The sequence below is a fragment of the Streptomyces violens genome (genome assembly GCF_000717745.1).
Classification (GTDB): domain Bacteria; phylum Actinomycetota; class Actinomycetes; order Streptomycetales; family Streptomycetaceae; genus Streptomyces; species Streptomyces violens.
In genome coordinates this window covers 63,642-89,452 of sequence record NZ_JOBH01000010.1, presented here as the reverse complement: position 1 = coordinate 89,452, position 25,811 = coordinate 63,642, and the positions used below count along the sequence as shown (strand labels likewise).

Genomic DNA, 25,811 nt, shown 5'->3' with positions numbered 1-25,811 from the left:
TCGCCGTTGCGGCGGTGCCGTCTACCCGACCCGCCCCGTCCGCTTGCCAGGACGGGGCGGGTGTGGGGGAGGATGGCGAGGACCATACGAAGGGACTTCCACGGTGACTATCGACCCGTCCTCGATTCCGAATTTCGGGGGCCAGCCCGAACCGCAGCCGACCGGGCCTGAGGGGCCGATCGTGCCCGATCAGGACCTGGTCAAGCAGCTCCTTGACCAGATGGAGCTGAAGTACGTCGTCGACGACGAGGGCGACCTCGCCGCCCCGTGGGAGCAGTTCCGCACGTACTTCATGTTCCGTGGCGAGGAGGAGCAGCAGATCTTCTCCGTCCGGACGTTCTACGACCGCCCGCACGGCATCGAGCTCAAGGCGAAGCTGCTGGAGGCGATCGACGACTGGAACCGCCGCACCCTGTGGCCCAAGGCCTACACCCACACCCACGACGACGGCACGGTCCGTCTGATCGGTGAGGCATCGATGCTGGTCGGCACCGGTGTCTCGCTGGAGCACTTCGTCTCCAGCACGGTCAGCTGGATCCGCGCGTCCATCGAGTTCGACAAGTGGCTCATCGAGCAGCTCGGCCTGGAGGCCGACATCGACGGCGACACGAAGAAGCCCGACGACGAGGCGTGAGCCCCGTTACGACGGTTCTGCGGAAGGGCCCCGGAGCGAGTGTGCTCCGGGGCCCTTCCGTTCTCCGCCGACCGCCTCACAGTCGCTGGAGGCGGGATACGGCGTCCCGCAGTACCTCGTCCTTCTTGCAGAAAGCGAAGCGGACGAGGCTGCGGCCCGCCTCCTTGTCGTCGTAGAAGACGGAATTCGGCACGGCGACCACTCCGCAGCGTTCGGGGAGGCCGAGGCAGAAGGCCAGGCCGTCCTTTTCGCCCAGGGCAGTGATGTCGGTGGTGACGAAGTACGTTCCGCTCGGCCGGAAGACCTGGAAGCCGGCCTCCGTCAGCCCGTCGGACAGGATGTCCCGCTTGCGGCGCAGGTCCGCCCGCAGCCCGTGGAAGTAGTCGTCCGGCAGCGCGAGCGCCTCGGCGACCGCGTACTGGAAGGGGCCCGCAGAGACATAGGTGAGGAACTGCTTGGCGGAGCGGACCGCGCCGACCAGCTCGGGCGTGCCGGTCACCCAGCCGACCTTCCAGCCGGTGAAGGAGAACGTCTTTCCCGCGCTGCCGATGGTCACCGTGCGCTCGCGCATTCCGGGGAAGGACGCCATCGGCACGTGCTCACCCTCGAACACCAGGTGTTCGTAGACCTCGTCCGTGACGACGAGGAGGCCGCGCTCGCAGGCCAGTTCGGCGATGGCGGCCAGCTCGTCACGGCTGAGGACGGTGCCGGTGGGGTTGTGCGGGGTGTTGAGGAGGATGAGGCGGGTGCGGTCGGTGACGGCGTCCCGCAGCTCGTCCAGGTCGAGACGGTAGGCCGCCTCCTCGACGGAGGCGCGCAGGGTGACCGGGACGCGGGTGGCGCCGGCCATGGCGATGCACGCGGCGTACGAGTCGTAGTACGGCTCCAGCGCGATGACCTCGTCACCCGGCTCCAGCAGGGCGAGGAGCGAGGCGGCGATGGCCTCGGTGGCACCCGCGGTGACCAGGACCTCGGTGTCGGGGTCGTACGGCAGGCCGTACCAGCGCTGCTGGTGCGCGGCGACGGCGGTGCGCAGTTCGGGGATGCCGGGGCCCGGTGGGTACTGGTTGCCGCGGCCGTCGCGCAGGGCGCGCACCGCCGCTTCGCGGACCTCTTCGGGGCCGTCGGTGTCGGGGAATCCCTGGCCGAGGTTGATCGCGCCGGTCCGTACGGCGAGCGCGGACATCTCGGCGAAGATCGTCGTGCCGAATTCGGCCAGGCGGCGGTTGAGCAGCGGTCGTCCCATGGCCGCCATCCTCCGCCGAACCTCTGGAGTTCCTCAACTCCGCTTTTGACACCGGCGGGGCCGGGCATGTGACCCGCACGCAAGAACCGAACTACGGGGGTGAAGCGCATGACCGGCGTTGTAATTTTCCTGGTGATCTGCGCCTTTGTCGCGGCCTCGGTCTGGATGGCGCGGACGGCCGCCGCCAACGAGTCGCCGAAGGGCCGCAAGAAGAGCAGGTGGTCCGCGGGCAGCAGCGGGGCCTCCTCCGGGGGCAGCTGGTGGGCCGGTGACGGCGGGTCGGGCGGCGGCCACCACGGCCATCACGGTGGCGGCTCGTCCTGCGGCGGGGGTTCGTCGTGCGGTGGAAGCTCGTCCTGCGGGGGCGGCGGTGGCGGCGGCTGCGGCGGTGGCGGAGGCGGCGGTTCCTGAGCCGATCCCCCGCGCGTCCCGAGGCGGACGCACACCGGGACGGTGGGGAACATGCAACCGGCCCATGACTAGACGCATATGCGCCCGGCGGTTCTCAACAACCGCCGGGCGCAAGCATGTTGAACAACTGAACTGAGAGGCCCTCTGAGGGATGGAAACCCCACGAAGATGGGTAAAAAGGCTGTGGGCCCCGCGAGTTTCATGATTCCCTCTCTTGTGAGAATCCACCAGTTCTCGGACCCCACGTGGTCACGAGCCGGCAGCCGGTAAGTCGTATCCCTGGTCCTCCTCCGGGGCGGGCCGGCCCACCATCCACTGCGTGCTTGCGGAGCCGACCCATGCTCACCACCATCAAGACCGCCTACACCGACACCCGCGCGGCCGACCTGGCCTGGGCACTCGGCCGCGAGCCGCTGCCCGCTCTCGCCGTCCTCGACCTGCAACTGGACGACGTAAAAGTCCAGTTGCGGCTGCTCGGCGCCTCGCACCAAGTGCTCCTGGAGGAGGAGCACGGCAGTTGCTCGGAAACCGTGGCGTGCATGCCCGGAAGCAGTACGCCGCTGCCACTCGGTGTGGCGAAACGCATCGGCGACTGGGAGTACGAATTCGCCGCCCATGTGGAGACGCTTTCCCGCGGCTCGTTCGCGGGCCGGGCACAGGAATTGCTCGCACTGGTGGCCGAGCATCCGTACGGACTCGCCGGCACATTCCCCGGCGCGCCGCATGCGTTCACCGCGATGCTTGCGCAACGGGAGTGCGGCCAGGTGCGCTGGCGCACGTGGCACGCCTACCCCCAGGAGGGCCGGCTGGTGGCGACCCGTACGAGGGTGGGAGTGCGGGCGGTGGCGGCGTTGTGAGCGGGCGCGCGGAAGCGGCCCGGCGTCGTCCCCGCGCGAATCCAATGCGCTCTTGTGGGTGACGAGCCGCGACGGGGCCGTCACGTAGCGTTCGCAACATGATCGATCCGCCAGCGGCCCTCACCTCCGGCCCCCGCAAGCCGCCGGAGGTCGTCAGGCCGCCACGGCTGCCGGTGCCGGCCGGGCTCGGCCGGCTGCTCGTCCTCGCCGTCGTCTTCCTCTGCGCCGCCTGCGGGCTGGTGTACGAACTGGAGCTGGTCGCCCTCTCCTCCTACCTGGTCGGCGACTCCGTGACGCAGGCGTCCGTGGTGCTCTCCGTGATGGTCTTCGCGATGGGCGTCGGCTCGCTGCTGGCCAAGCGGCTCCGCTGCCGGGCCGCGGTCGGCTTCGGCGCGGTCGAGGCGGCGCTGGCCCTGACCGGTGGGGTCTCGGCGATGGCGCTGTACGCGTGCTTCGCGTGGTTCGGCCAGTCCCGGCCCGCGCTCGTCGGCTTCTCGCTGGTGATCGGCGTGCTCATCGGCGCCGAGGTACCGCTGCTGATGACGCTCATCCAGCGGATCCGCAACCAGGACGCGGGCGGCGCGGTCGCCGACCTCTTCGCGGCGGACTATGTGGGCGCCCTGGTCGGCGGCCTCGCCTTCCCCTTCCTGCTGCTGCCGCTGCTCGGGCAGCTCTCGGGCGCGCTGGTCACGGGCGGCGTGAACGCGATCGCGGGCGGCGCGCTCGTCCTCGGGCTGTTCCGCCGCGACCTCTCCATACGGGCGCGCCGGTCACTGCTGGCGGCCAACGCGCTCGTCCTCGTGCTCCTCGCGGCGTGCACGGTACTGGCGGGACCCTTCGAGGCGGCCGCGCGCAAGGCGGTGTACGGCACGGGTCCGCGGGTCGCCGTCCGGACGGCCGTACAGGAAGTCGTACTGACCGGCGGTACGGGCGGCGCCGGGCACGCGGGCCGGGGCGCCGGGCGTGCCGAGGCGCCGCTCGCGCTCTATCTGGACGGGCGGCTGCGGGTCAGCGCGCGGGACGAATTCCGCTACCACGAAGCGCTGGTGCACCCGGCGATGGCGGGCGGGCCGCACGGCCGGGTGCTCGTGCTCGGCGGCGGTGACGGCCTGGCCGCGCGTGAGCTGCTGCGTTACTCCGGCGTCGACTCGGTCACCGTCGTCGAACGCGACAGCGGCCTGGTCCGGCTGGCCCGCACCGACCCCGGGCTCGCCCGGCTGAACCGCCGGTCGCTGGACGATCCGCGGGTCCGCGTGGTGATTGCCGACGCCTTCGACTGGCTGCGCCGGGATGCCCGGCGCGAGGTGCGCAGGGACGGCCCGTACGACGTGGTCCTCTCCGACCTGCCCGACCCCCACCTCACCGCCGGCACCAAGCTGTACTCCCAGGAGTTCTACGGGCTCGCGGCCCGGGCGCTGGCCAGGGACGGGCGGCTCGCGGTGCACGCGGGGCCGCCGCGCGCCCGGCCGCGCAGCTTCTGGACGGTCGAGGCGACACTGCGCGCCGCGGGCCTGCGCACCGTTCCGTACGGGATGCCGGGCCGGCCTTCGGGCGGGCCCGACCGGGACGGCGCCGGGCCGGGGACTGTCCGGTACTGGGGCTTCCTCCTGGCCGGCCGCACCACGCCGCATCCGGGCCTCTCGCCCGCCGCGCCACCGCTGCGCACCCTGACCCCCGCCCTGCTCCGTTCCGGCCATCTCGCGCTGGCCCGTACGCGTCTGTCCGGCCTCCCGCCGTCGACGCTCATGCATCCGCGGTACGGCGGGTGAGGCGCGGACCGCGGTGGCCGAAGGGCGTGGCCCGGACGGTGACGGTATGTGGAGAAAGTTGTGCGGGAGCGGGCACGGGGCGGGGCCCGCTGGGTAGGCTCCGATTCATGGAGCACGAGGTGTACGTTCCGTTTCCCGTCGGTACGGTGCGGCAGGCGCTCGCCGAGCCGGAGCGGCTGGCCCGCTGCGTCCCGGGCGCCCAGCTCGACGCGGACGCCGCTCCCGGAGTTCCGGAGGGCCGGCTGCGGCTGCGGATCGGCGGCTCCACCATCACTTACCGCGGGTCACTGCGGGTGACCCCGCGCGAGGACGAGCCCGACGCCTTCGACGCCGCGGTGCACGGCACGGAGGTGCGCGGCGACGGCCTCGCCGAGCTGGACCTGACCGTCCGGGTGGCGCCCGACGCGGGCGGCAAGGGCACGACGCTGTCCTGTACCGCGGCCGTGCGCGCCGAGGGGCGGCTCGCGGACGCCTCGGACGACGCCGCCCGTACGGCCGGCCGCCGCCTCCTGGAGCGCTTCGCCACGACCCTCACCGACGACCTGACGACGAACCCGGTCGCGGGGCAGCAGGCCGGGCCGGACGCGGCAGCGGGGCCGACCACGGTGGTGGACGGCCTGGCGGTACTGGCCGCGGGACCGGCCGAGGCCGGGACCGCGGGGGAACGGGATGCGGCGGGAGATGCCGAGGAACTGGATGCGGCGGGTCTGGAGGACGAGGACCTGGAGGACGAGGGCCTGGATGGCGGGAGCCTTGAAGAGGCCGGCCTGAAGGAGGCGGGCGCCGAGGACGATCCGGCCGACGTCATCGGTACGGACGACGGCGACGACGACATCGACGAGGTGGACGGCGCCGAGGATCCAGCGGAGGCGCGGGCCGGCGTCTTCGAGACCGAGATCCCGCCCTCCTCGCTGGACCCGCTCGCCGAGGACGACCTCGGCATCCCGGCCGAGCCGCCCGCCGAGGCCGCGCACGCGCGCCGCACGATGATCGGCCGCAGCGCGGAGGAAGTGGACCACGCCCCGCCGCGCGGCCGCTACGCCCCCGTGCCCGCGCCCGAGACGTCCAGCGCCTCGGCCACGCTCCGCTGGGCGGCGCCCGCGGCCGCCGTGGTCCTGGCCTCCGCGGTGGTGGTCGGCCGGGCGCTGCGGCGCCGCCGCTGACGCGCCCGGACGAGTGGGCGAGCGTGCCCGGGCCGCAGCGCCCGGGCCGCACCGTTAAGGTCGATCCGTGAGCACTGAGAACCCCGCAGAGCCCGCCCGCAAGCCGCGCGTGGCGCGTACCGTACGGCTGGCCGCCGGCGACACCGAAGTGGCCGTCCGCCCGGACAACGGCTGCCGTATCGAGAGCCTCCGGATCGGCGGCACGGAACTGCTCCGGCAGGGAGCCAAGTACGGCTGCTTCCCGATGGTGCCGTGGTGCGGCCGGATCGAGAACGGCCGGTTCCGCAACGGCTCCGAGACGCATCAGATGCCGCTCAACTCCCCGCCGCACGCCATCCACGGCAACGGCCGCAACCTCTCCTGGCGCACCGCCCGCACGACCGGGACCAGCGCGGCCTTCACGTACGACCTGGACGACCCGGCCGCCCCCTGGCCGTACCCGGGCAAGGTCACCCAGCTGGTGGAGCTGGCCGAGGACGGCGGTTCGCTGACCCTCACCATGGGCGTCGAGACGTACGGCGACTCCTTCCCGGCCCAGGCCGGCTGGCACCCGTGGTTCCTCCGCGACCTCGGCGACGGCGGCGAGGGCGTACGCATCGACTTCGACCCCGAGTGGCAGGAGGAGCGCGGCGAGGACCACCTCCCCACGGGCCGCCGCATCGACCCCCGCCCCGGCCCCTGGGACGACTGCTTCGGGATGCCGCAGGGCGTGGATGTCACGCTGACCTGGCCGGAACGCCTGGAGCTGAAGGTCACCAGCCGCGCGGAGTGGGTGGTCGTGTACGACGAGCAGGAGGCGGCCGTGTGCGTGGAGCCGCAGTCCGGCCCGCCCAACGGCCTCAACACCCACCCGCGCCTGGTCACCCCCATCGACCCGCTGGAGATCTCCACGACGTGGACCTGGCGCTCGCTGGCCTGAGCCGGGCGGGAGCCGTGTCCGAGGCCGTGCCCCTCGCTGTCCTAAGCTCGTGCGCATGAGTGACGACGTGCGCGGCGAGCTGCTGCAGCAGATCAAGGACAAGGCCGTGGTGCACGGCAAGGTGACGCTTTCCTCCGGCAAGGAAGCCGATTACTACATCGACCTCCGCCGGATCACCCTCGACGCCGAGGCCGCGCCGCTGGTCGGCCAGGTGATGCTGGACGCCACCGCCGACCTCGACTACGACGCGGTCGGCGGGCTCACGCTCGGCGCCGACCCGGTCGCGACGTCGATGCTGCACGCCGCCGCCGCGCGCGGTCGGAAGCTGGACGCCTTCGTGGTCCGCAAGGCGCAGAAGACGCACGGCATGCAGCGCCGCATCGAGGGCCCGGACATCAAGGGCCGCCGCGTCCTGGTCGTCGAGGACACCTCCACCACCGGCGGCTCGCCGCTGACCGCCGTCGAGGCGGCCCGCGAGGCGGGCGCCGAGGTCGTCGCGGTCGCCACGATCGTCGACCGCGGTGCCGAGTCGGCCATCGCCGACGCGGGCCTGAAGTACATCACCGGCTACCGGCTCACCGACCTGGATCTCGCCTGAGAGAACGGGCGCGTCGGGCGGGGGCTCCGGCCCGCACCGCCTTGACCTGGCCTTTCCGCAAGGGGCGGGCTGTTTCACGTGAAACAGCCCGCCCCTTGCGCCGTCCGGGCGGAAGTGCGATGTGGAGGTATCCGGCAAGTCTGGGAAGATGGGCCGCGACGATGACGTCGCCCCCTGGTCAGGGCCCAGAACACACCGGTACCCGCACATCACAAGGAGCGGACAGATGCCCATCGCAACCCCCGAGATCTACAACGAGATGCTCGACCGGGCGAAGGCAGGCAAGTTCGCCTACCCGGCCATCAACGTGACCTCGACGCAGACGCTGCACGCGGCGCTGCGCGGTTTCGCCGAGGCCGAGAGCGACGGCATCATCCAGATCTCCACCGGTGGTGCGGAGTTCCTGGGCGGCCAGTACAGCAAGGACATGGTGACCGGCGCCGTCGCCCTGGCCGAGTTCGCGCACGTCGTGGCCGCGAAGTACGACATCACCGTCGCGCTGCACACCGACCACTGCCCCAAGGACAAGCTGGACGGCTACGTCCGCCCGCTGATCGACATCTCCGCCGAGCGCGTGGCCAAGGGCCAGAACCCGCTCTTCCAGTCGCACATGTGGGACGGCTCGGCCGAGACCCTGGCCGACAACCTGTCCATCGGCCAGGAGCTGCTCGCCAAGGCCGCCGCCGCGAAGATCATCCTCGAGGTCGAGATCACCCCGACCGGTGGCGAGGAGGACGGCGTCACCCACGAGATCAACGACGAGCTGTACACCACCGTCGACGACGCGCTGCGCACCGCCGAGGCGCTGGGCCTGGGCGAGAAGGGCCGCTACCTGCTCGCCGCCTCCTTCGGCAACGTGCACGGCGTCTACAAGCCGGGCAACGTCGTCCTCCGCCCTGAGCTCCTCAAGGACCTCCAGGAGGGCGTCGGCGCCAAGTACGGCAAGTCCGCCCCGTTCGACTTCGTCTTCCACGGCGGCTCCGGCTCCACCGAGCAGGAGATCGCCACCGCGCTGGAGAACGGCGTCGTGAAGATGAACCTGGACACCGACACCCAGTACGCCTTCACCCGCCCGATCGCGGACCACATGTTCCGCAACTACGACGGCGTCCTGAAGGTCGACGGCGAGGTCGGCAACAAGAAGACCTACGACCCGCGCAGCTGGGGCAAGCTGGCCGAGGCCGGCATGGCGAAGCGCGTCACCGAGGCGTGCGCCAACCTGCGCTCCACGGGCACCAAGATCAAGTAACGCCGCCGTGCGCGCTGCACCGGCGCGCGCAGTGGAGTACGCCGGAGGGCCCCGTACGCACCAGGAACACGCGTACGGGGCCCTCCGCGCGCGTGCCCGGTCCTCCGTGCGCCCGGCCGAAGGGCCACCGCCGGGGCGCCGCGGACCGCGAGTACCAGGCAGACTTGGAACCATGGCCATTCACGAGAACCTGCTCGGGGGACCGCCCCCGACCCACCTGCCCGACGACCCGGAGCCCCGCGAGCTGCTCGCGGCGGGCACCGCACCGGCCGACGTCGCCGCGAAGTACCCGGCGTCCTCGCTGGTCTGGGCGCAGCTGGCGGACGACGCCTTCCAGGCCGGCCGCACCGTCGAGTCGTACGCGTACGCCCGTACCGGCTACCACCGCGGCCTGGACGCGCTGCGCCGTGCCGGCTGGAAGGGCCATGGCCCGGTCCCGTTCGAGCACGAGCCGAACCGCGGCTTCCTGCGGGCCCTGCACGCCCTCGCCCGCGCCGCCCAGGCGATCGGCGAGCAGGAGGAGTACGAGCGCTGCACGGCGTTCCTGCGCGAGTCCTCGCCGACCGCGGCCGACACGCTCTCCTGAGGGAAGCCCCCTGCCGAAATGAGTGCTCAGGGCCGGCCGGCCGATGTGTTCCGGCCGGTCCTGAGCCATTGGAGGGCCTCCGGGTCGGCCGGGTCGGCCCTTGCCAAACCCCGGGGAGTTGCGGAAGATGCGCAACAGGTCCGGTGAGCCGGGCCTGACGAGGGGACCGGGGCTCCGATGCCGACAGGAAGGGGCGGACCGCTACCCGGAGGCATGCATCACGAGGAGTTCTGATGTCGCACTCGTCATCAGCGTCCCAGGCGTCCCCGTCCCCGGAGCCGGCCCCGCAGCCGGCCCCGAGCTGCCCGTTCGGGCAGGCGGAGACGGACCCGAACCTGGATTTCCAGGGCACCACGCCGTACGAGGACTACGTACAGGCGGAGATGCTCACCCACGCCCAGCATCTGCTCTCCGACGATCCCGGTGAGATGGCCTTCCTGGTGACCACCCAGGTCATGGAGCTGTGGTTCACCGTCATCGTCCACGAGTGGCACACCGCTGCGCAGGCCCTGCGCAGCGAGGACCTGCCCACCGCGATGGACGCGCTGCGCCGCTCCACGTACGAGCTGGAGGCCCTGAACGCCGCGTGGAAGCCGCTGGCCCGGCTGACCCCGGAGCAGTTCAACGCCTACCGCGGGGCGCTCGGCGAGGGCTCCGGCTTCCAGTCCGCGATGTACCGGCGGCTGGAGTTCCTGCTCGGCGAGAAGTCCGCGTCGATGCTCGTCCCGCACCGCGGCGCGCCCCGCGAGCACGCCGAGCTGGAGAAGGCCCTGCACGAGCCGAGCCTGTGGGACGAGGTTCTGCGGCTGCTGGACCGCCGGGGGTATGCGATCCCGGTGTCCGTACTGCACCGCGACCCCACGCTCAAGTACGAGCCGCACCCGGCCGTCGAGACGGCCTGGGCGGAGATCTACGCCGGCGACCCGGCGCGCGACCCGGAGAACGAGCTGGTCCGGCTGGGCGAGGCCCTCACGGACGTCGCCGAACTGGTCTGGCGATGGCGCAACGATCACCTGGTGGCGACCCGCCGCGCGATGGGCGCGAAGCGGGGGACGGGTGGTTCGGCCGGGGTGGCCTGGCTGGAGAAGCGGGCCGGCAAAAACGTCTTTCCCGAGCTGTGGACGGCACGCAGCCATGTCTGAGCGGCCGGACGACGGCACTCGGACCCGCTTGAGGGGGCACTCGTGACGGAGCGGCCACTCATGACCGACGAGGAAGCCGGGTCCGAGAGGCTCCTCACCGATGAGGAAGCCGGGTCCGAGGGGCTCCTCACGACCGAGCGATGCGGCGCTGTCCGCGCGGAGGGTGACAACGAGGTGCAGCCGAACGAGAGCGCCGAGGCCGGCGTGTCCACCGAGAGAATCGATACTTCTGCCGCGGGCGGCGCGCTGACCGCCCGCTCCGTCGCCGCGGCCGTCGTCCGCGACGACCTGGCCGCCCGGGCCGCTCAGCTGGACGCCGAGGACCCGCTGAGCGGCAAGCGCGCGGAATTCGTGCTCGACGAGGCGGTCTACCTCGACGGCAACTCGCTCGGCGCGCTGCCGCAGGCGGTCCCCGAGCGGGTCCGCGAGGTCGTCGCCCGCGAGTGGGGCGAGCTGCGCATCCGCTCCTGGTCGGAGTCCGGCTGGTGGACCGCGCCCGAGCGGATCGGCGACCGTATCGCCCCGCTCCTCGGCGCGGCCCCCGGCCAGGTCGTGGTCGGCGACTCCACCAGCATCAACGTCTTCAAGGCGCTGGTCGCCGCCGTACGCATGGCCGACGAGACCGGCCCGGCGGTGGACGGCGTCCCCCGGGACGAGATCCTGGTCGACGCCGCGACCTTCCCGACCGACGGCTACATCGCGCAGTCCGTGGCCCGGCTGACCGGCCGTACGCTGCGCCCTGTGGAGGCGGGCAAGATCCCCACCGAGGTGTCGGACCGTACCGCCGCCGCCCTGGTCAACCACGTCGACTACCGCTCCGGTCGGCTCAACGACCTGCCCGGCATCACCGCCGCGCTGCACGAAGCGGGCGCCCTCGCCGTCTGGGACCTGTGCCACAGCGCGGGCGCGCTGCCGGTCGGCCTGGACGCGCACGGTGTCGACCTCGCGGTGGGCTGCACGTACAAGTACCTCAACGGCGGCCCCGGCGCGCCCGCGTACCTGTACGTACGCGCCGAGCACCAGCCGCGCTTCGACTCCCCGCTCCCCGGCTGGAACTCGCACGCCGAACCCTTCGGCATGAACCCCGAGTACGTACCGGCGGCGGGCATCGAACGCGCCCGGGTCGGCACCCCGGACATCCTGTCGCTGCTCGCCCTGGAGGCCGCGCTGGAGGTCTGGGAAGGCGTGGCCATCGAGGACGTACGGGCCAAGAGCCTCGCGCTGAGCGACTTCTTCCTGGAGTGCGTGCGGGCGTACGTGCCGCGCGGCCGGGTGCGGTCGGTGACGCCGGAGCCGCACGACGAGCGCGGCAGCCAGGTCGCGCTGGAGTGCGCGGGCGCCGGCGAGGTGATGGGCGAGCTGATCCGGCACGGCGTGATCGGCGACTTCCGCCACCCCGACGTGCTGCGCTTCGGCTTCACCCCGCTCTACACGTCCTTCGCGGACGCGGAGCGCGCGGCCCGCGTCCTCGCGGAAGTGGTGGCGTACGTACCGGGCGACGGGACCGCCTCCGCGGTGGCCGCGGGCGCGACGGAACAGGGACCCACGACGATGTGAGGCGGGCGGCGTGCGGGGGCCGGTGTGGGCGGAGCGGATGAGCGAGGTGGCATGAGCGGGGCGCTGGGCGAGGAGGAGGCGCTGCTGGCGTGCGCGCCAGTACCGCCGGACGGCCGGATCGCGTACGGCGACCACCCCGACCAGGTGGTCGACCTGTACCGGCCACCGGAGGCGCCGCGCGGCCCGCTGACCGTGCTGCTGCACGGCGGCTTCTGGCGGGTGGCCTACGACCGTACGCACCTCTCGCCGCTGGCCGCCGCGCTGGCCCGGGAGGGCCTGCCGGTTGCCCTCGCGGAGTACCGGAGAGCCGGCGGAGGCGGCGGATTCCCGGAAACGTTCAACGATGTGACGAACGCGGTACGGGTCGCGACCGCCGAGGCCGGTGAGCACGCTTCCGTGGTCGTCGCCGGGCACTCCGCCGGCGGCCACCTGGCGCTCTGGGCGGCCGCCCGGCCGGGCCCGGTCACGGCGGCCGTCGCCGTTGCCCCGGTCGCCGACCTCGCCCGCGCCCACGAACTCGGGCTCAGCGAGGGCGCGGTGGCGGAGTTTCTGACCGGCCACGACGATGGCCTCGCCGACGGTCTCGCGGAACGTATTGCCGGAGTCGACCCCGTACGGCTTCCGCCCCGCGTACCGGTGACGGTGCTGCACGGTACGGAGGACCCCGATGTACCGGTGGATCTGTCGCGGCGGTACGTCGCGGCGCACGGCGGCACTGGGGCGCCCACCTTGCGCGAGCTGCCCGGCGTCGGGCACTACGCGGCCGTCACCCCGGGTACGGCGGCGTACGGAGCGCTGTTGGCAGCACTGCGGGCGGCGTCCGGGCAGGCAGGGCCGGAGGCGCGGTCGACCCCTGACGAATGACGGGTGACCGGCGGTACCGTCCCTCCATGCCAGCCGCAGCCGCATTCCAGCCCTGGTCGCCCGAGTTCGTCGCCGACCCCTACCCCGGCTTCGCCGAGCTGCGCGACGCGGGCCGCGTGCATTACTTCCCGCCCAGCAACCAGTGGCTGATACCGCGGCACGAGGACGTCAGCGCGCTCCTGCGGGACCGCCGCCTCGGCCGTACGTATCTGCACCGCTTCTCCCACGAGGAGTTCGGCCGCACCCCGCCCCCGCCCGCACACGAGCCCTTCCACGTCCTCAACGACAACGGCCTGCTCGACCTCGAACCGCCGGACCACACCCGTCTGCGCCGCCTGGTGTCGAAGGCGTTCACGCCTCGCACGGTCGAGCAACTGGCGCCTGTCATCGGGCACTTGGTGGACGGCCTGGTCGCGGACTTCGTCGCGAAGGGTGGCGGCGACCTGCTGACCGCGATCGCCGAGCCCCTGCCCGTCGCGGTCATCGCCGAGATGCTCGGCATCCCGGCGGCCGACCGGTCGCTGCTGCGCCCCTGGTCGGCTGCCATCTGCGGAATGTACGAGCTGAAGCCGGACGAGGAGACGGCCCGCCGCGCGGTACAGGCGTCCCTCGAATTCTCCGCGTATCTGCGTGAACTGATCGCCGCCCGGCGCAAGTCGCCGGGCGAGGACCTGATCAGCGCCCTGATCGCGGCATACGACGAGGGCGACCGCCTGAACGAACAGGAAATGATCTCCACCTGCGTCCTGCTGCTCAACGCGGGCCACGAGGCGACGGTCAACACCACCGCCAACGGCTGGCTGGCCCTCTTCCACCACCCCGAGCAGCTGGCCGCGTTGCGCGCCGCACCGGAGGCGCTGCTGCCGACCGCCGTCGAGGAACTGCTCCGGTACGCCACGCCGCTCCAGCTCTTCGAACGCTGGGTGCTGGACGACATCGAGATCGACGGCACGGTGATCCCGCGGGGCGCCGAGGTCGCTCTGCTCTTCGGCTCGGCCAACCGCGACCCGGCGGTCTTCGACCGGCCGGAGGAGCTGAACCTGTCCCGCGCGGACAACCCGCACGTCTCCCTCGGCGCCGGCATCCACTACTGCCTCGGCGCCCCGCTCGCCCGCCTCGAACTGACCGCCTCCTTCGGAGCCCTGCTGCGCGCCGCCCCCTCCCTCCGCCTCACCGCCGAACCGTCCTGGAAGCCGAACTTCGTGATCAGGGGGCTGGAGGAACTGCTGGTGGAGGTCTGAGGAGGTGAGGCGAGGGGCGGGGGGCGGTGCGTAGGGTGTGCGGGGTGAGTGGCGCCGCGCGAGGGATGTGTGCGCCATGTAGTACCTGAGACGGACCCGCACAGATCCCCACTGGGCCGGACGCCACCGCCCGCGCCCGTACCTACCGTGGTAGTCGTGAACGAGACACCTCAGTACGTGAACGGCGCCCGCGGCAAGCAGGGCGCCGCCGGGCGCGCCGGTGCCCCGCCCCACCAGGTGCCGCCTCCCGAAGCCCGGATGGCGAGCGGTGCGCTCCGCGGCCTGCGCCAGGATCTGTTCACCCACGCCTTCGCCTTTCATCCGATGCCCTCGCTGGACGACGCGAAGGCGGCCGGCTGGGTGCCCTGGCTGCCGTCCCGGATCGGCCGGTGCCTGCGCTGGCTCCCGCACGCGCTCGTCATCGGCTTCGCCGCCTGCGTACTGCTGGCCGTCTCCGCCAAGACCGGCGGCTCCGGCCCGTCGTTGCTGCTGCTGGTCTTCGGCGTACTCGTCGCGGGGCCACCGGCGATGACGCTCGTCCGTCCGGTCGGGGCGTTCTGGGTGTCGCTGCTGGCGGTGTGTCTCGGGCTGCTGGCCGGCGACTCCTCCTGGGAGATCGCGTTCATCGCCCACGTAGGAACGATGGTGCTGGTCGTCCTGCGTACCCGGCCGCGCCTGGCACCGGGCATGTGGGCGGTGACGTTCGCTGTCCTCGCGCCCGGGGTCGCGGTGGCCGGCGCCGATGGCGGGTCGGTGCTGGCGCCGCTGGCGGTGATGAGCGGGATCGTCCTGCTGGCGGCCGCGGCGGTACGCGCCTGGCGCGAGGAGCGGCAGCAGGTCGTGGAGACCCGTACGGTCACCGCCGAGGAGCGGTCGCGGCGCACCCTCCTGGAGGAGCGCGCGACCATCGCCCGCGAGCTGCACGATGTCGTCGCGCACCACATGTCGGTGATCGCCATCCAGGCGGAGGCCGCGCCGTACCGGATGCAGGACACGCCGCCCGAGCTGGCCACCGCGTTCTCGACGATCCGCGAGAACGCCGTGGCGGCACTCACCGAACTGCGCCGCATCCTGGGCGTCGTACGCTCCGAGGACCCGGACGCCTTCGCCGGTCCGGAGGCACCGCAGCCGACTCTCGCCGACCTGGATGCGCTGCTGGAGAGCGTGCGCGGCGCGGGGCTGACCGTCGAGGCCGTGGTGACGGGGGCGGTACGGCCGCTGCCGCAGGGCGTGGAACTCTCGGCGTACCGCATCGTCCAGGAAGCGCTGAGCAACACGCTCCGGCACGCACCGGGCGCAGAGGCGCGGGTCGAAGTCGCGTACGTCCTGGGCGGCCTCGGCCTCCGCGTCGTCAACGGCCCCCCGAACCGCCTGGCCAAGCCGTCCCCCGGCGCGGGTCACGGCGTCCTCGGCATGCACGAACGCGTCACCATGCTCAACGGCGAAATGACCAACGGCCCCACGGACAACGGCGGATACGAAGTAACGGCCTTCCTCCCAGCAGCCCCCGTACGACCACCGGAGCCCCGGGCCCCGGCTGCGGCATGGGACTCGGCGTCGCTTTCGGGGCTCTCGGGCTCGGCCGCAGATCCGGATTCATCGTCCCGACCGACACGACAGTCACACCCCCCTGTATCCACTTCCCCCAACTCTCCTGACTCCGCTACTTCCCCCACCTCCCCGGAGAGGCCGCAAGCATGATCAAGGTCCTGATCGTCGACGACCAGGTCATGGTCCGCGAGGGCTTCTCCGTCCTCCTCAACGCGATGCCGGACATCGAGGTCGTGGGCGAGGCGGTGAACGGCCGCGACGCGGTCCACAAGGTCGCCGCCCTGCACCCGGACGTGGTCCTCATGGACATCCGCATGCCGGAGGTCAACGGCCTCGAAGCGACCCGCGAGATCGTCGCTGCCGACGCGGACGCCAAGGTGCTCGTTCTGACCACCTTCGACCTGGACGAGTACGTGTACCAAGCGCTCCGTGTCGGAGCCAGCGGCTTCCTCCTCAAGGACGCGTCCGCCGGCCAGCTGGCCGACGGTGTACGGGTCGTGGCAGCCGGCGAAGCGCTGCTCGCACCGACCGTCACCAAGCGGCTGATCTCGGAGTTCTCCCGTCTGGGCGCGCCCCGGCCGCCCGCCCAGGAACGCATCGGTGATCTCACCGAACGGGAGACCGAGGTCCTGGTACTGGTCGCCCAGGGCCTCTCCAACGGAGAGATCGCCGCCCACCTCGTCGTGGCCGAATCCACGATCAAGACGCATGTGAGCCGCATCCTGGTGAAGCTCGGCCTCCGCGACCGCACCCAGGCAGCCGTCTTCGCCTACGAAACCCGCCTGGTCACTCCGGGCCTCTGAGATCCTGTGCCGGGACCCGGCCGGCGCCGCAACTGGTTTCCACAACCTGTGGAAAATGGACGCTCCCGGGGCGCCGCCTCGACGCTCCCGAGGCGCCGCGTCGGCGCTCCCCGGAGGCCCGGGCAGCGCCTTGCGGAGCGTGAGAAGCGTCACCCCCGGGGTAGCGTCAGCCGCCACGCGGCCGGCTGGACCGTCCACGTCCGCGTCCTGACCGGCCCGCCGATCACCGCGTCCGCCCGGTAGCGGAAGTCCGGCCCGGACACCGTCACGGCCCGCGCCCGGACTCGTACCGGCGCCTCCGTGGCCTGCCACTGCACGATCACCTCGGCCAGCCCGTCGGGCTCCTGCGAGGGGTACGCCGCCCCGTCACCGGGCGCTGCCCCGTCCCGTGCCGTGCACCCCACAGGCGCGACCGACACCCGGTGCACCGGCCGGTCCAGGTCCGCCAGTACGACGCCGTCCGCCTCCACGCGCAGCCGCGGCAGCGCCCGGCCGTCGCGCCGCCCGCCGCCCGGAACGGGCGCCGTGAGCAGCGAGAGGGCCGCTCTCGCGGTCCGGGCGGCCGGGGCCCACCAGGGGCGCTGCGCGGGCACCGCCGGCTCCTCAGCGGCCGTACGGGCGGCTTGTGCGGGCTGCTCGGCCGGATCGCCGCCGGGGATGCGCAGGCCGCCCAGCACGATCCCGTCGCTGTCGTCCGCGAGCAGGTCGAGGGTGCGCTCCTGGCCGTCCAGGACGGCGCGCGCGGCGGTCACGGTGTCCGTGGGGACGCCCAGCGCCCGGCTCAGCGCGATGGCGGACGGCACCCCGACAGGCACCAGCGAGAGCGCCACGCGAGGCAGCTCGCGCTCCTTGTGGAGCAGCTCGACGGTGCGCAGGAGGGCGCGGTCGTCGCCGATCACCACGGGGCGGCGTTGCCCCCTTCGGGCGAGCACCCGGGCGAATTCCCCGGGGTCGTCCGGAAAACAGATCTTCGTGGTCGCGGCCGCGCACAGGACGTCTTTGGCGATCCGCACGGACTCGCCGTCCACACGGCGGGCGACCGGGTCGATGACCACGAGCAGGGAGCGCCCGGCAAGGTCTGGAGCCGACACCTCGGTCCTTCCTAGGGCTTGCGTTCTCTCGGGGAACGGACTCGGACGGGACGGGGGACAAAACAGCCATAGCGGCCGCCGCGGGCCCCCGTACCCCGGCGGTGGCCGGGCGCCCGGGACTGTCCTGTTCGTCGCCCGAGAGAAATATTCGGTAATCTCTCGGTGCAAGAGCCCCTGTCGTTGTTGCGTCAGGGGCTTCGTCTATCCGGGGCACCGGTTCGACGGCTCGCGCGGCGGCTGCACCAGGCAGTGAGCCGCTCGCACGTTGGACATGCCCCGCCCGGAAGGGGTGTACGCCTGTGCCCGCACTTGTGCTGCTCGGTGCTCAGTGGGGTGACGAGGGCAAGGGAAAGGCCACCGACCTGCTCGGTGGATCCGTTGACTATGTAGTGCGCTACCAGGGCGGCAACAATGCCGGCCACACGGTCGTCGTGGGCGACCAGAAGTACGCACTGCACCTGCTCCCTTCCGGGATCCTCTCGCCGGGGTGCACCCCGGTCATCGGTAACGGTGTCGTCGTCGACCCGGCGGTCCTGCTCTCCGAGCTGAGCGGACTGAACGAGCGCGGCGTCGACACGTCCAAGCTGCTGGTCAGCGGTAACGCCCACCTGATCACGCCGTACAACATCACCGTCGACAAGGTGACCGAGCGCTTCCTCGGCAAGCGGAAGATCGGCACCACGGGGCGCGGCATCGGCCCGACCTACGCCGACAAGATCAACCGCACCGGCATCCGCGTGCAGGACCTCTTCGACGAGTCGATCCTGCTCCAGAAGGTCGAGGCGGCCCTCGACTTCAAGAACCAGGTGCTGGCCAAGCTCTACAACCACCGCGCGGTGGTCGCCGAGCAGGTCGTCGAGGAGATGCTCGGCTACGCGGACCAGATCAAGGGCTACGTGGCCGACACCACGCTGATCCTCAATGACGCCATCGACGAGGGCAAGGTCGTCCTCTTCGAGGGCGGCCAGGGCACCCTCCTGGACGTCGACCACGGCACGTACCCCTTCGTCACCTCCTCGAACCCGACCGCCGGCGGTGCCTGCACCGGTGCGGGCGTCGGCCCGACGAAGATCAACCGGGTCATCGGCATCCTGAAGGCGTACACCACGCGCGTCGGCGCCGGCCCGTTCCCGACCGAGCTGTTCGACAAGGACGGCGAGGCGCTGCGCACCATTGGTGGCGAGCGTGGCGTGACCACCGGCCGCGACCGCCGCTGCGGCTGGTTCGACGCGGTCATCGCGCGCTACGCGACCCGCGTCAACGGCCTCACGGACTTCTTCCTGACCAAGCTCGACGTGCTCACCGGCTGGGAGCAGATCCCGGTCTGCGTCGCCTACGAGGTCGACGGCAAGCGGGTCGAGGAGCTGCCGCACAACCAGAGCGACTTCCACCACGCGAAGCCGGTCTACGAGATGCTGCCGGGCTGGTCCGAGGACATCACCAAGGCCAAGACCTTCGCCGAGCTCCCGAAGAACGCCCAGGCGTACGTGAAGGCGCTGGAGGAGATGTCGGGCGCCCCGATCTCCGCGATCGGCGTCGGCCCGGGCCGCGACGAGACGATCCAGATCAACTCGTTCCTGGACTGAGGCGTGCGTCAGGCCCCGTAGGGGCCGACCGCGACGGTCAGCAGCCGCGTTCACTGCACCTTCGTGTAGGTACGCGGCTGCTTGTCGTTTCCGCGGAACTCGCGCACCAGGGAGCCGTCACCCGCGATCCTGAAGAGGGACGAACTGCTGGCCGCGCATCCCGGTGCGGGGCGCTGCACCACGGAGGGGCCGACGGAGAGCTTCCCTTCGGCCGAGTAGAAGTCCGCGCGCGCCGTGCAGTGCCCGCCGCTGCCCTGCACGTCGATCGTCACGGCGGGGCTGCCCACCGGAGTGCGCTCGATCGTCACCCGCTGGGTGCCCACACCGTCCGCGTTCGGGCGCTCCCAGGTGCCGAGGTACGCCGTGGGCACCACCTCGTGGCCCGCGGGGCGCAGCGTTGCAGTACGCCCTGCCGCGCTCCATACGAGGGTGTTCTTCTGCGGCCCCCTCTTGAGGCTGTGCTCGCCCAGTGCCGAGCAGCGTCCTTCGGGTGTGGACTTCACCACGGTGGTGTCCAGCCGCAGCCCCTCGGCGGCCGAGACCGAGACCAGCTTCCCGTCGCTCTTGCACTGGTAGGTGGCGCCGAGGCTGATGCTGTTGGCGACCACCTCGCCGACGCTCCCGTGCGAGATCACGAAGCGCCGCTGCTGCCCCGTGGGCACCCCGTCCCGCTCCACATCGCCGGTCCAGGTGCCCACGTAGTCGGCCGGGATGTCCGAGCCGCCCTCGTCCTGCGCACCGCCGCCCAGCGCGGGCACGGCGACTGCCGCGACACCGGCCGCGGCGATCACCACGGCGACGGCCCCGAGGGCGAGGGGCCAGCGGCGCCGACGGGCCGGTGCGGGCACGGGGGCGCTGTCGGAGCCCGTACTCGCTGCTGGTCCGTACCCCGACCCCGACCCCGATCCCGCCGGCAGGATCGTGGTGGGCGGTTCCGCGCGCCCCGGGCGCGCCCGCTGCCCCGAAGGCGGCGTGTCCGTGTCCAGCAGCTGTACGGCGTGCTGCCCCAGCCGGGCGATGAGCTCGGCCGGCAGCCAGGGCGCGGCCGCTCCGCCGCTGCTCACCGGGCCGATCACGGAGATGAGCTCTTCCGGGGCCGGCCGCTCCGCCGCGCTCTTCGAGAGGCAGCCGCCGATCAGCTCCCGCAAGGCCTCCGGTACGCCGTCCAGGTCGGGGTCGGACTCGGCGACGCGGAACATCACGGAGTGCACACCCGAGACGAGCGATCCGAAGGGCATCCGTCCGGAGGCCGCGTACGCGAGCACCGAGCCCAGGCAGAAGACGTCGCTGGCCGGCGTGATCCGTTCGCCGCGCACCTGCTCGGGCGACATGAAGCTCGGCGAGCCGACGACCATGCCCGCCTGCGTCTGGGTGTGCTCGCTCACCGCGTCCAGCGCCCGCGCGATGCCGAAGTCGATCACGCGCGGACCGTCGATGGTCAGCAGGACGTTGGACGGCTTGAGGTCGCGGTGCACCAGGCCGACGCCGTGGATGTCGAGCAGCGCGCTGGACAGCCCGTAGGCGAGCCGCTTGACCGAGTACTCCGGAAGCGGCCCGTACGTGCCCTCCACGACCTCGCTCAGCGACGGGCCCGCGATGTACCCGGTCGCCACCCACGGCACCTGTGCTTCGGTGTCGGCGTCCAGTACGGGAGCGGTCCACCGGCCGCCCACCCGGCGCGCCGCCTCGACCTCGGCCCGGAACCGGTCCCGGAATTCCTGCTCGACCGCCAGTTCGGCCTTCACCAGCTTCACGGCCACGGTCCGCCCGCCTTCGGAACGCGCGAGGTAGACCCGCCCCATGCCGCCGGTGCCCAGCCGGCCGAGCAGGCGGTAGTCGCCGATCGTCCTCGGGTCCTCGGCGGTCAGTCCCTTGAGGCCGTCCATGCTCGGCACCCTCCCCGTTGCTCTGCCGTTGCCGACGCGTCTCGTGCCGTTCCGGCATCGTCAGCCGAGCGTAGGCCGCGGGGGATCGCACGGTGGCAGCCGGGGCGTCACGAGGCGGGAACGATCGAGTCGGCCCGTTCGTCACACAGAGTGATGGGTCATGCGAAGTGAGGGTTCGCGAACGGGGGATGACATGGGGGCTCTGGCTGAGACCGGATCAGGAAAACGCCGCCGCGGGGAAATTGCGGGCGATGAGCGACTCGGTGGCAGGGGAGTGGAATTCGGGGAAGTCCATGACCACGACCCCGAGGTGGGCACCGGGCTGCGGGTGGCCGTCGAGGTAGTCCAGGACGGCCGGCATGACCGCGTCGGCGAGGTGCTTGGGCCAGCGGAAGCCGTTGGCGGCGTCCGGAGCGAGGCTGGCGAAGTTGAGGTAGAGCCGACCGGAGTCCTGATGGGCCGTCGCGGCGTCGAAGTGCCGAAGAATGTCCTGCCGTTTGGTGTCGACGGACGTCGCGTAGTGGTCCTGCAGCTCGAACCACTCGTTGGAGAAGGTGCCGTTGTCGCCCGCGGGCCAGGCCGGTGCGCGCAGTCCGGAGGCGAACTGCGTGATGAGGACGACCTTGCCGCGCGCCGCGCCGAGCGCCGGAAGTGCGGGCTCGATGAGGAAGAGATCGCCGTATCCCTTGGCTCCCAGATACTCGCCGAACTTGGCACTGAGCTGCGCATCGGTCAGCCCGTGCTCGTTCTTGACGCGCATCAGCACGGTTTCGCCCGGGGAAGCCCGCAGGAAGTCGCGGCACTGATCGAGGACGGTGTTGAAGGTGATGTCCTGGTAGTACGACGCGTGATAGATGCCGAGTTCGTCGGGCACGTCCGAGGGCGGCTCGCCGCAGCGGATGTCGAAAAACCGTATCCCGCGCCGTAGTTGCTCCGGTATGCCCATGTTCTGGGTGTGCGACCACTCCGTGCCGTTCATCGGGTCGGTGGCGCAGGTGTCGTGCGTACCGGGGATGGTCAGCCGGGTCAGCGGGGCACTGTCGGGCAGCGCGGCCATCCACCGGGCGGGGTCGGCCGCCGCGGAGAAGCGGCCGGCGGACGGGGTGGTGGGGGCCGTCAGCGCGCGTGCGGACGCTCCGGGAACGAGCAGGGCGGCGGCGGACCCGCCCACGGCCGCGGTGACAAAGCCTCGACGACTCATGGACATACGGCATCCCCCTGCGACGGCATACGGCTGCGCACGGCCCGGCTCCATGCAGGCAGTCGCGGCACGGCAGAGCTGCGTGTGGTGAGAGTAGCCGTAAGGGGGAGATGGAGTGGGTGAGTCGGAAGAAACCGCAGCGTCGGAGGGGAGGCATGGGCGGCGTACGCGCGACGCCTCACCCGGCACCTGCTTCCGCTCTCGCCAACGCCTTCCTTAACGCTCGAGAGGGGCGCGCTTAACCCTCCGGTTCCTACGTTTTTCCTGTGCCTCCCGCCGTCGCCGTGCCGCGCTGCGCCACGCCAGGGGAGCGAATCGCAGGAAACGTGGCCACCGGGCAGGTCGGCCACCCGTGACCGGACAGGGAAAGCAATGATCACTTTCGGACAGCTGGCCGCCCATCTCGGGCTCGACCTGGCCGCGGTGTGCGCGCTGACATTCGCCGTCTACTACCCGCGGCACCGGCGGCGGGACCTCGTGCCGGCCTACCTCGCGCTCAACGTCGCCCTTTTCTCGGTCGTCGCGGCGCTCGCGAGAGTCAACGGGAGCGGCGGTACGGCGCTGGCCTTCGGCCTGTTCGGCGTGCTCTCGATCATCCGGCTGCGGTCGGACTCCATCCAGCACGAGGAGGTGGCGTACTACTTCACCACCCTCGTCCTGGGCCTGCTGTGCGGCCTGCCGCAGCTGGAGCTGGGCTTCGCCGCGATCTTCGCCGTGCTGCTGCTCTTCGTCATCTGGTGCGCCGACCACCCCAAGCTGCTGACCCGCAGCCGGCGCACGGTCGTCACGCTCGACACCGTGCACGCGGATCCGGCCGCCCTCCGCGCCGATCTGGCCCGCCGGGTGGGCGAGCCGCTCGACTGGACCGTCAAGCAGGTGGACTTTGTCCGGGACGTGACCGTCGTGGACGTCCGCTACCGCGAGATGGAACGTTCCGTCGTTGCCGCTCGTACGCCTCACGAGACGTCCCACAGGACTTCCCAGAAGGCGTTCGCGGACACCACCGCCCCGCGCCGCGCCGATCGCACCACCGACCTCCCCTCCGGACGTACCGCCGACGCCTCGAAGGAGACCGTGTGAACCCCGCCGTACGTGCCATCGGGCGCGCCGCGCTGGCCGCGCATCCCATCACCCTCGCCGAGGTGCAGGCCCGCGCCGAGCTGCTGGCCCGCCACGACAACAGCTATCTCGTACCGATCGAGGTCTTCGCCGACTTCGCGGCCCGGCTGACCGACCCGAAGCGCCCCGGCGGCCCGTTCAAGTCGCTGTGCATCAACGGCCGCCGCTGGTTCCGGTACAACTCCGTGTACTACGACACGCCCGACCTGCGTGCCTTCCACGATCACCGGCAGGGGCGGCGGCTCCGCTACAAGATCCGGGAGCGGCTGTACGAGGACACCGGCGAGCGTCAGTTCGAGATCAAGCTCAAGAGCGGGCGCGGGGAGACGGTGAAGTTCCGGCAGCCGATGCTGCCCGGCGACACCGCGCTGGACCAGGCCCCGCGCGAGTTCCTCGCCTCCGTGCTGCGCCGTACGTACGACATGGCGGCCCCCACGGACCTCGCCACCTCGCTCGTCACCGACTACCAGCGCGCGACCTTCGTGGCGGACGGCCAGCGCATCACGTGCGATGCGGGCATGGTCTGCCGCGATCCGCGCACCGGGCGTTCGGTCCGTGCCGATGGGGGTCTGGTGCTCGTCGAGTCCAAAACAGATGGGCATCTGACCGAGACCGACCGTCTGCTGCACGGTTACGGCGTCCGCCCGGCCGAATTCACCAAGTACTGCGGCGCGCTCTCGGCCCTCCGGCCCGACCTCACCGCGAACACCTGGCGCCGCGCCACCCGGCGGGTCTTCACCCCGACCGAGCCGTACGCGGCCTGAGGGCGCGGAGGAACGGTGGGACTGTCAGGCCGCCGACGGGGTGTACCGGCCCCAACGGCGGCGCGTACCGGCCGCCACTGGCGGCGTGGACCGGCCCCACCGGCGGCGTGCACCAGCCCACACCGCCGCTACGCCGATGGTCCCCCGAGATGCGCCTCCACGCGGGCGCCCCGGCCGGTGCCCGGGGTGTCTTCCCCGCCGCTCGCCCGCCGCGCGGTGGTCAGCTCCGTGCGGCCGCCGGACTCCTCCGCGACCCGGCGGACGATGTCCAGGCCGAGACCGGTGGAGCCGCCGCCGCTCTTGCCCCGCTGCGGGACGTGTCCTTCCGGGAAGCCGGGCCCGTCGTCCTCTATGACCAGCAGGCCGCCGGTGCGATCGGCCGCATCCGGGCCCGTACGCCCGCTCGCGCGCCCGGGTGCGGAGCCGGCGCCCGCCCCGTCCGCAGTACTGCCCCCGGGCTCCTGGCCGGCCGCGGCCGACACGGACAGGCGCATGCCCACGCCTTCCGGGGTGTGGTCGAAGACGTTGCCGATGAGGGCGTCGACCGCCGCTGCCAGCTCCGCTTCGTCCGCCCGGACGTACACCGGCGCATCGGGAGCGTGAAAGTCCAGCGTGCGCCCCTGGTCCTCGGCCAACGGGCGCCAGAAGTCCGCCCGTTCACGCGCCACCGCGGTCAGGTCGGCGGACGGTTCACCGGCCCCGCCACGGGACGGGCCGCCCGCGCCATTGAGGCCCGTGGCGTCCCGCAGTGGCTTGCGCGCCGTACGGATGACCTCGTCCACGCTGCGCTCCAGTGCCGCCACGTCCGCCGCGATCCGCTCCGCCTCGGCCGGGTCGCGCAGCCCCTCCGCATCAAGGCGAAGCGCGGCGACCGGGGTGCGGAGGCGGTGCGCAAGGTCGGCTGCGTTCTCCCGCTCAGCGGTGAGGAACCCTTCGATCCGGCCGGCAAGGTGGTTGAGCTGGCCGGCCACCAGGCGCAGCTCCGGTGGTCCGTCCGGCTCCGCGCGTGCGGTCAGATCGCCGGCCGCCAGCCGGTCGGCGACCTTCGCGAGCCGCTGTGTCGAGCCGACCAGGCGCGCGCCCAGCCGGTCGGCGACCAGCAGACCGAGGAGCACCAACCCGGCGCCGAGTCCGGCGAAGGCCAGCCACGATGGGAGCGTTCCCGCATACAACTGCGTGTCCGTCAGCGCGACATGGACGACGGCGGTGCCGCCCGACGTGCCCTGTACCGGTACCAGTACGGTCTGGCCGCCCTCAGGGGGCGCGTACGCGAACGCACGCCCGTAACGCGCCAGGCGCACGGCGTCCGTGACCTGCGCCGGCGGGCCCAGCACGGTCCCGTCGGCGAGGATCACCGAAGTACGCGGGAGATCCGCGCCGTTGGCGGCCGTCACGAGAGACGCGGCGGTGGCCCGGCTGCCCCCGGGGCCGGGGTGCGCCAGCGCGGTACCGATGCCCGCGGCCAGCGACTGCGCGCGGGCGGTGGCGTCCGCGGTGGCCCGGTCCGCGGCGTGACTACGGGTGAGCAGGGCGAGCGGCACCAGGAGCGTGGCGAGGACGAGAGCGGTGGTCAC

Annotated in this window: 23 protein-coding genes; 18 read left to right on the top strand and 5 right to left on the bottom strand. The window is 72.1% G+C overall.

Translation table 11 applies throughout. The annotated features are described in order from the left end of the window. The first annotated feature begins 103 nt into the window (after positions 1 to 103). Positions 104 to 634: a YbjN domain-containing protein gene (locus tag IF04_RS0119630; RefSeq protein WP_030259103.1), complete on the top strand. Its 531-nt coding sequence runs from the start codon at positions 104 to 106 to the stop codon at positions 632 to 634. A gap of 76 nt (positions 635 to 710) precedes the next feature. Here IF04_RS0119630 and IF04_RS0119625 read toward each other — a convergent pair whose 3' ends face one another. Continuing rightward, complete coding sequence (locus tag IF04_RS0119625) at positions 711 to 1,880, bottom strand: pyridoxal phosphate-dependent aminotransferase (RefSeq protein ID WP_037960119.1); 1,170 nt, start codon at positions 1,878 to 1,880, stop codon at positions 711 to 713. Positions 1,881 to 1,988: 108 nt separating this feature from the next. Between IF04_RS0119625 and IF04_RS37580 the strand changes: the two genes are divergently transcribed. The 14 genes from IF04_RS37580 to IF04_RS0119560 all read left to right on the top strand — a co-directional run bounded on the left by IF04_RS37580 (position 1,989) and on the right by IF04_RS0119560 (position 16,590). Next, a complete protein-coding gene (locus IF04_RS37580; RefSeq protein WP_078600600.1) occupies positions 1,989 to 2,291 on the top strand; it encodes a hypothetical protein in 303 nt (100 codons plus the stop codon). A gap of 338 nt (positions 2,292 to 2,629) precedes the next feature. Next, positions 2,630 to 3,148, top strand: a complete 519-nt coding sequence (locus IF04_RS0119620; protein WP_030259098.1) for a DUF2617 family protein — start codon at positions 2,630 to 2,632, stop codon at positions 3,146 to 3,148. 98 nt (positions 3,149 to 3,246) lie between these two features. Next, positions 3,247 to 4,917 (top strand): polyamine aminopropyltransferase, encoded by a 1,671-nt coding sequence (locus IF04_RS0119615; RefSeq protein ID WP_030259095.1) that lies wholly within the window; start codon positions 3,247 to 3,249, stop codon positions 4,915 to 4,917. Between the two features lie 107 nt (positions 4,918 to 5,024). Further along, positions 5,025 to 6,080, top strand: coding sequence for an SRPBCC domain-containing protein (locus IF04_RS0119610; RefSeq protein WP_030259092.1), 1,056 nt, complete (start codon positions 5,025 to 5,027; stop codon positions 6,078 to 6,080). A 67-nt stretch (positions 6,081 to 6,147) separates the two neighbouring features. Next, a complete protein-coding gene (locus IF04_RS0119605) occupies positions 6,148 to 6,999 on the top strand; it encodes an aldose epimerase family protein (protein WP_037959999.1) in 852 nt (283 codons plus the stop codon). Positions 7,000 to 7,054: 55 nt separating this feature from the next. Next, positions 7,055 to 7,597, top strand: coding sequence for an orotate phosphoribosyltransferase (gene pyrE, locus IF04_RS0119600; RefSeq protein WP_030259085.1), 543 nt, complete (start codon positions 7,055 to 7,057; stop codon positions 7,595 to 7,597). Between the two features lie 226 nt (positions 7,598 to 7,823). Next, positions 7,824 to 8,846 (top strand): class II fructose-bisphosphate aldolase, encoded by a 1,023-nt coding sequence (gene fbaA / locus IF04_RS0119595; protein WP_030259080.1) that lies wholly within the window; start codon positions 7,824 to 7,826, stop codon positions 8,844 to 8,846. 172 nt (positions 8,847 to 9,018) lie between these two features. Further along, positions 9,019 to 9,432, top strand: a complete 414-nt coding sequence (locus IF04_RS0119590; protein WP_030259077.1) for a DUF3151 domain-containing protein — start codon at positions 9,019 to 9,021, stop codon at positions 9,430 to 9,432. Between the two features lie 233 nt (positions 9,433 to 9,665). Further along, entirely contained in the window at positions 9,666 to 10,574 is a 909-nt protein-coding gene (locus IF04_RS0119585; protein WP_030259074.1) for a tryptophan 2,3-dioxygenase family protein, read from the top strand. Between the two features lie 60 nt (positions 10,575 to 10,634). After that, positions 10,635 to 12,131: a kynureninase gene (gene kynU / locus IF04_RS0119580; protein WP_078600500.1), complete on the top strand. Its 1,497-nt coding sequence runs from the start codon at positions 10,635 to 10,637 to the stop codon at positions 12,129 to 12,131. 51 nt (positions 12,132 to 12,182) lie between these two features. Then, complete coding sequence (locus IF04_RS0119575) at positions 12,183 to 12,995, top strand: alpha/beta hydrolase family protein (RefSeq protein ID WP_030259068.1); 813 nt, start codon at positions 12,183 to 12,185, stop codon at positions 12,993 to 12,995. A gap of 26 nt (positions 12,996 to 13,021) precedes the next feature. After that, on the top strand, positions 13,022 to 14,236 hold the full coding sequence (locus IF04_RS0119570) for a cytochrome P450 (protein ID WP_030259065.1): 1,215 nt from the start codon (positions 13,022 to 13,024) through the stop codon (positions 14,234 to 14,236). Between the two features lie 258 nt (positions 14,237 to 14,494). Further along, on the top strand, positions 14,495 to 15,937 hold the full coding sequence (locus tag IF04_RS0119565; protein WP_078600598.1) for a sensor histidine kinase: 1,443 nt from the start codon (positions 14,495 to 14,497) through the stop codon (positions 15,935 to 15,937). Beyond that, the gene (locus IF04_RS0119560) at positions 15,934 to 16,590 is read left to right on the top strand and encodes a response regulator (RefSeq protein ID WP_030259059.1); all 657 of its coding nucleotides are present in this window, start codon (positions 15,934 to 15,936) and stop codon (positions 16,588 to 16,590) included. Before IF04_RS0119565 ends, IF04_RS0119560 begins: the two co-directional genes overlap by 4 nt. 149 nt (positions 16,591 to 16,739) lie before the next feature. On the opposite strand, the gene IF04_RS0119555 is transcribed toward IF04_RS0119560, so the two are convergent. Next, positions 16,740 to 17,681, bottom strand: a complete 942-nt coding sequence (locus tag IF04_RS0119555; RefSeq protein ID WP_037959996.1) for a diacylglycerol kinase family protein — start codon at positions 17,679 to 17,681, stop codon at positions 16,740 to 16,742. Between the two features lie 299 nt (positions 17,682 to 17,980). Here IF04_RS0119555 and IF04_RS0119550 point away from each other — a divergent pair, with 299 nt between their 5' ends. Beyond that, entirely contained in the window at positions 17,981 to 19,267 is a 1,287-nt protein-coding gene (locus tag IF04_RS0119550) for an adenylosuccinate synthase (RefSeq protein ID WP_030259051.1), read from the top strand. A 50-nt stretch (positions 19,268 to 19,317) separates the two neighbouring features. On the opposite strand, the gene IF04_RS35850 is transcribed toward IF04_RS0119550, so the two are convergent. Further along, positions 19,318 to 21,153 (bottom strand): serine/threonine-protein kinase, encoded by a 1,836-nt coding sequence (locus tag IF04_RS35850; protein ID WP_037959994.1) that lies wholly within the window; start codon positions 21,151 to 21,153, stop codon positions 19,318 to 19,320. A 217-nt stretch (positions 21,154 to 21,370) separates the two neighbouring features. Continuing rightward, a complete protein-coding gene (locus IF04_RS0119540) occupies positions 21,371 to 22,354 on the bottom strand; it encodes a phosphatidylinositol-specific phospholipase C (protein WP_157847682.1) in 984 nt (327 codons plus the stop codon). 372 nt (positions 22,355 to 22,726) lie between these two features. Here IF04_RS0119540 and IF04_RS0119535 point away from each other — a divergent pair, with 372 nt between their 5' ends. Both IF04_RS0119535 and IF04_RS0119530 read left to right on the top strand, forming a co-directional pair. After that, the gene (locus IF04_RS0119535; protein WP_078600496.1) at positions 22,727 to 23,434 is read left to right on the top strand and encodes a DUF4956 domain-containing protein; all 708 of its coding nucleotides are present in this window, start codon (positions 22,727 to 22,729) and stop codon (positions 23,432 to 23,434) included. Then, the gene (locus IF04_RS0119530; protein WP_030259038.1) at positions 23,431 to 24,237 is read left to right on the top strand and encodes a polyphosphate polymerase domain-containing protein; all 807 of its coding nucleotides are present in this window, start codon (positions 23,431 to 23,433) and stop codon (positions 24,235 to 24,237) included. The genes IF04_RS0119535 and IF04_RS0119530 overlap by 4 nt, the downstream gene beginning before the upstream one ends. Before the next feature lie 128 nt (positions 24,238 to 24,365). Here IF04_RS0119530 and IF04_RS0119525 read toward each other — a convergent pair whose 3' ends face one another. Then, the gene (locus IF04_RS0119525; protein ID WP_245654444.1) at positions 24,366 to 25,811 is read right to left on the bottom strand and encodes a sensor histidine kinase; all 1,446 of its coding nucleotides are present in this window, start codon (positions 25,809 to 25,811) and stop codon (positions 24,366 to 24,368) included.

What these genes read in the sequence shown, in the direction of transcription:
- IF04_RS0119610 (WP_030259092.1), top strand. Translation starts at nt 5,025, where the DNA reads ATGGAGCACGAGGTGTACGTTCCGTTTCCCGTCGGTACGGTGCGGCAG.
- IF04_RS0119590 (WP_030259077.1), top strand. Translation starts at nt 9,019, where the DNA reads ATGGCCATTCACGAGAACCTGCTCGGGGGACCGCCCCCGACCCACCTG.
- IF04_RS0119575 (WP_030259068.1), top strand. Translation starts at nt 12,183, where the DNA reads ATGAGCGGGGCGCTGGGCGAGGAGGAGGCGCTGCTGGCGTGCGCGCCA.
- kynU (WP_078600500.1), top strand. Translation starts at nt 10,635, where the DNA reads ATGACCGACGAGGAAGCCGGGTCCGAGAGGCTCCTCACCGATGAGGAA.
- IF04_RS0119625 (WP_037960119.1), bottom strand. Translation starts at nt 1,880, where the DNA reads ATGGGACGACCGCTGCTCAACCGCCGCCTGGCCGAATTCGGCACGACG.
- pyrE (WP_030259085.1), top strand. Translation starts at nt 7,055, where the DNA reads ATGAGTGACGACGTGCGCGGCGAGCTGCTGCAGCAGATCAAGGACAAG.
- IF04_RS0119560 (WP_030259059.1), top strand. Translation starts at nt 15,934, where the DNA reads ATGATCAAGGTCCTGATCGTCGACGACCAGGTCATGGTCCGCGAGGGC.
- IF04_RS0119620 (WP_030259098.1), top strand. Translation starts at nt 2,630, where the DNA reads ATGCTCACCACCATCAAGACCGCCTACACCGACACCCGCGCGGCCGAC.
- IF04_RS0119615 (WP_030259095.1), top strand. Translation starts at nt 3,247, where the DNA reads ATGATCGATCCGCCAGCGGCCCTCACCTCCGGCCCCCGCAAGCCGCCG.
- fbaA (WP_030259080.1), top strand. Translation starts at nt 7,824, where the DNA reads ATGCCCATCGCAACCCCCGAGATCTACAACGAGATGCTCGACCGGGCG.
- IF04_RS37580 (WP_078600600.1), top strand. Translation starts at nt 1,989, where the DNA reads ATGACCGGCGTTGTAATTTTCCTGGTGATCTGCGCCTTTGTCGCGGCC.
- IF04_RS35850 (WP_037959994.1), bottom strand. Translation starts at nt 21,153, where the DNA reads ATGGACGGCCTCAAGGGACTGACCGCCGAGGACCCGAGGACGATCGGC.
- IF04_RS0119565 (WP_078600598.1), top strand. Translation starts at nt 14,495, where the DNA reads ATGGCGAGCGGTGCGCTCCGCGGCCTGCGCCAGGATCTGTTCACCCAC.
- IF04_RS0119535 (WP_078600496.1), top strand. Translation starts at nt 22,727, where the DNA reads ATGATCACTTTCGGACAGCTGGCCGCCCATCTCGGGCTCGACCTGGCC.
- IF04_RS0119540 (WP_157847682.1), bottom strand. Translation starts at nt 22,354, where the DNA reads ATGAGTCGTCGAGGCTTTGTCACCGCGGCCGTGGGCGGGTCCGCCGCC.
- IF04_RS0119585 (WP_030259074.1), top strand. Translation starts at nt 9,666, where the DNA reads ATGTCGCACTCGTCATCAGCGTCCCAGGCGTCCCCGTCCCCGGAGCCG.
- IF04_RS0119570 (WP_030259065.1), top strand. Translation starts at nt 13,022, where the DNA reads ATGCCAGCCGCAGCCGCATTCCAGCCCTGGTCGCCCGAGTTCGTCGCC.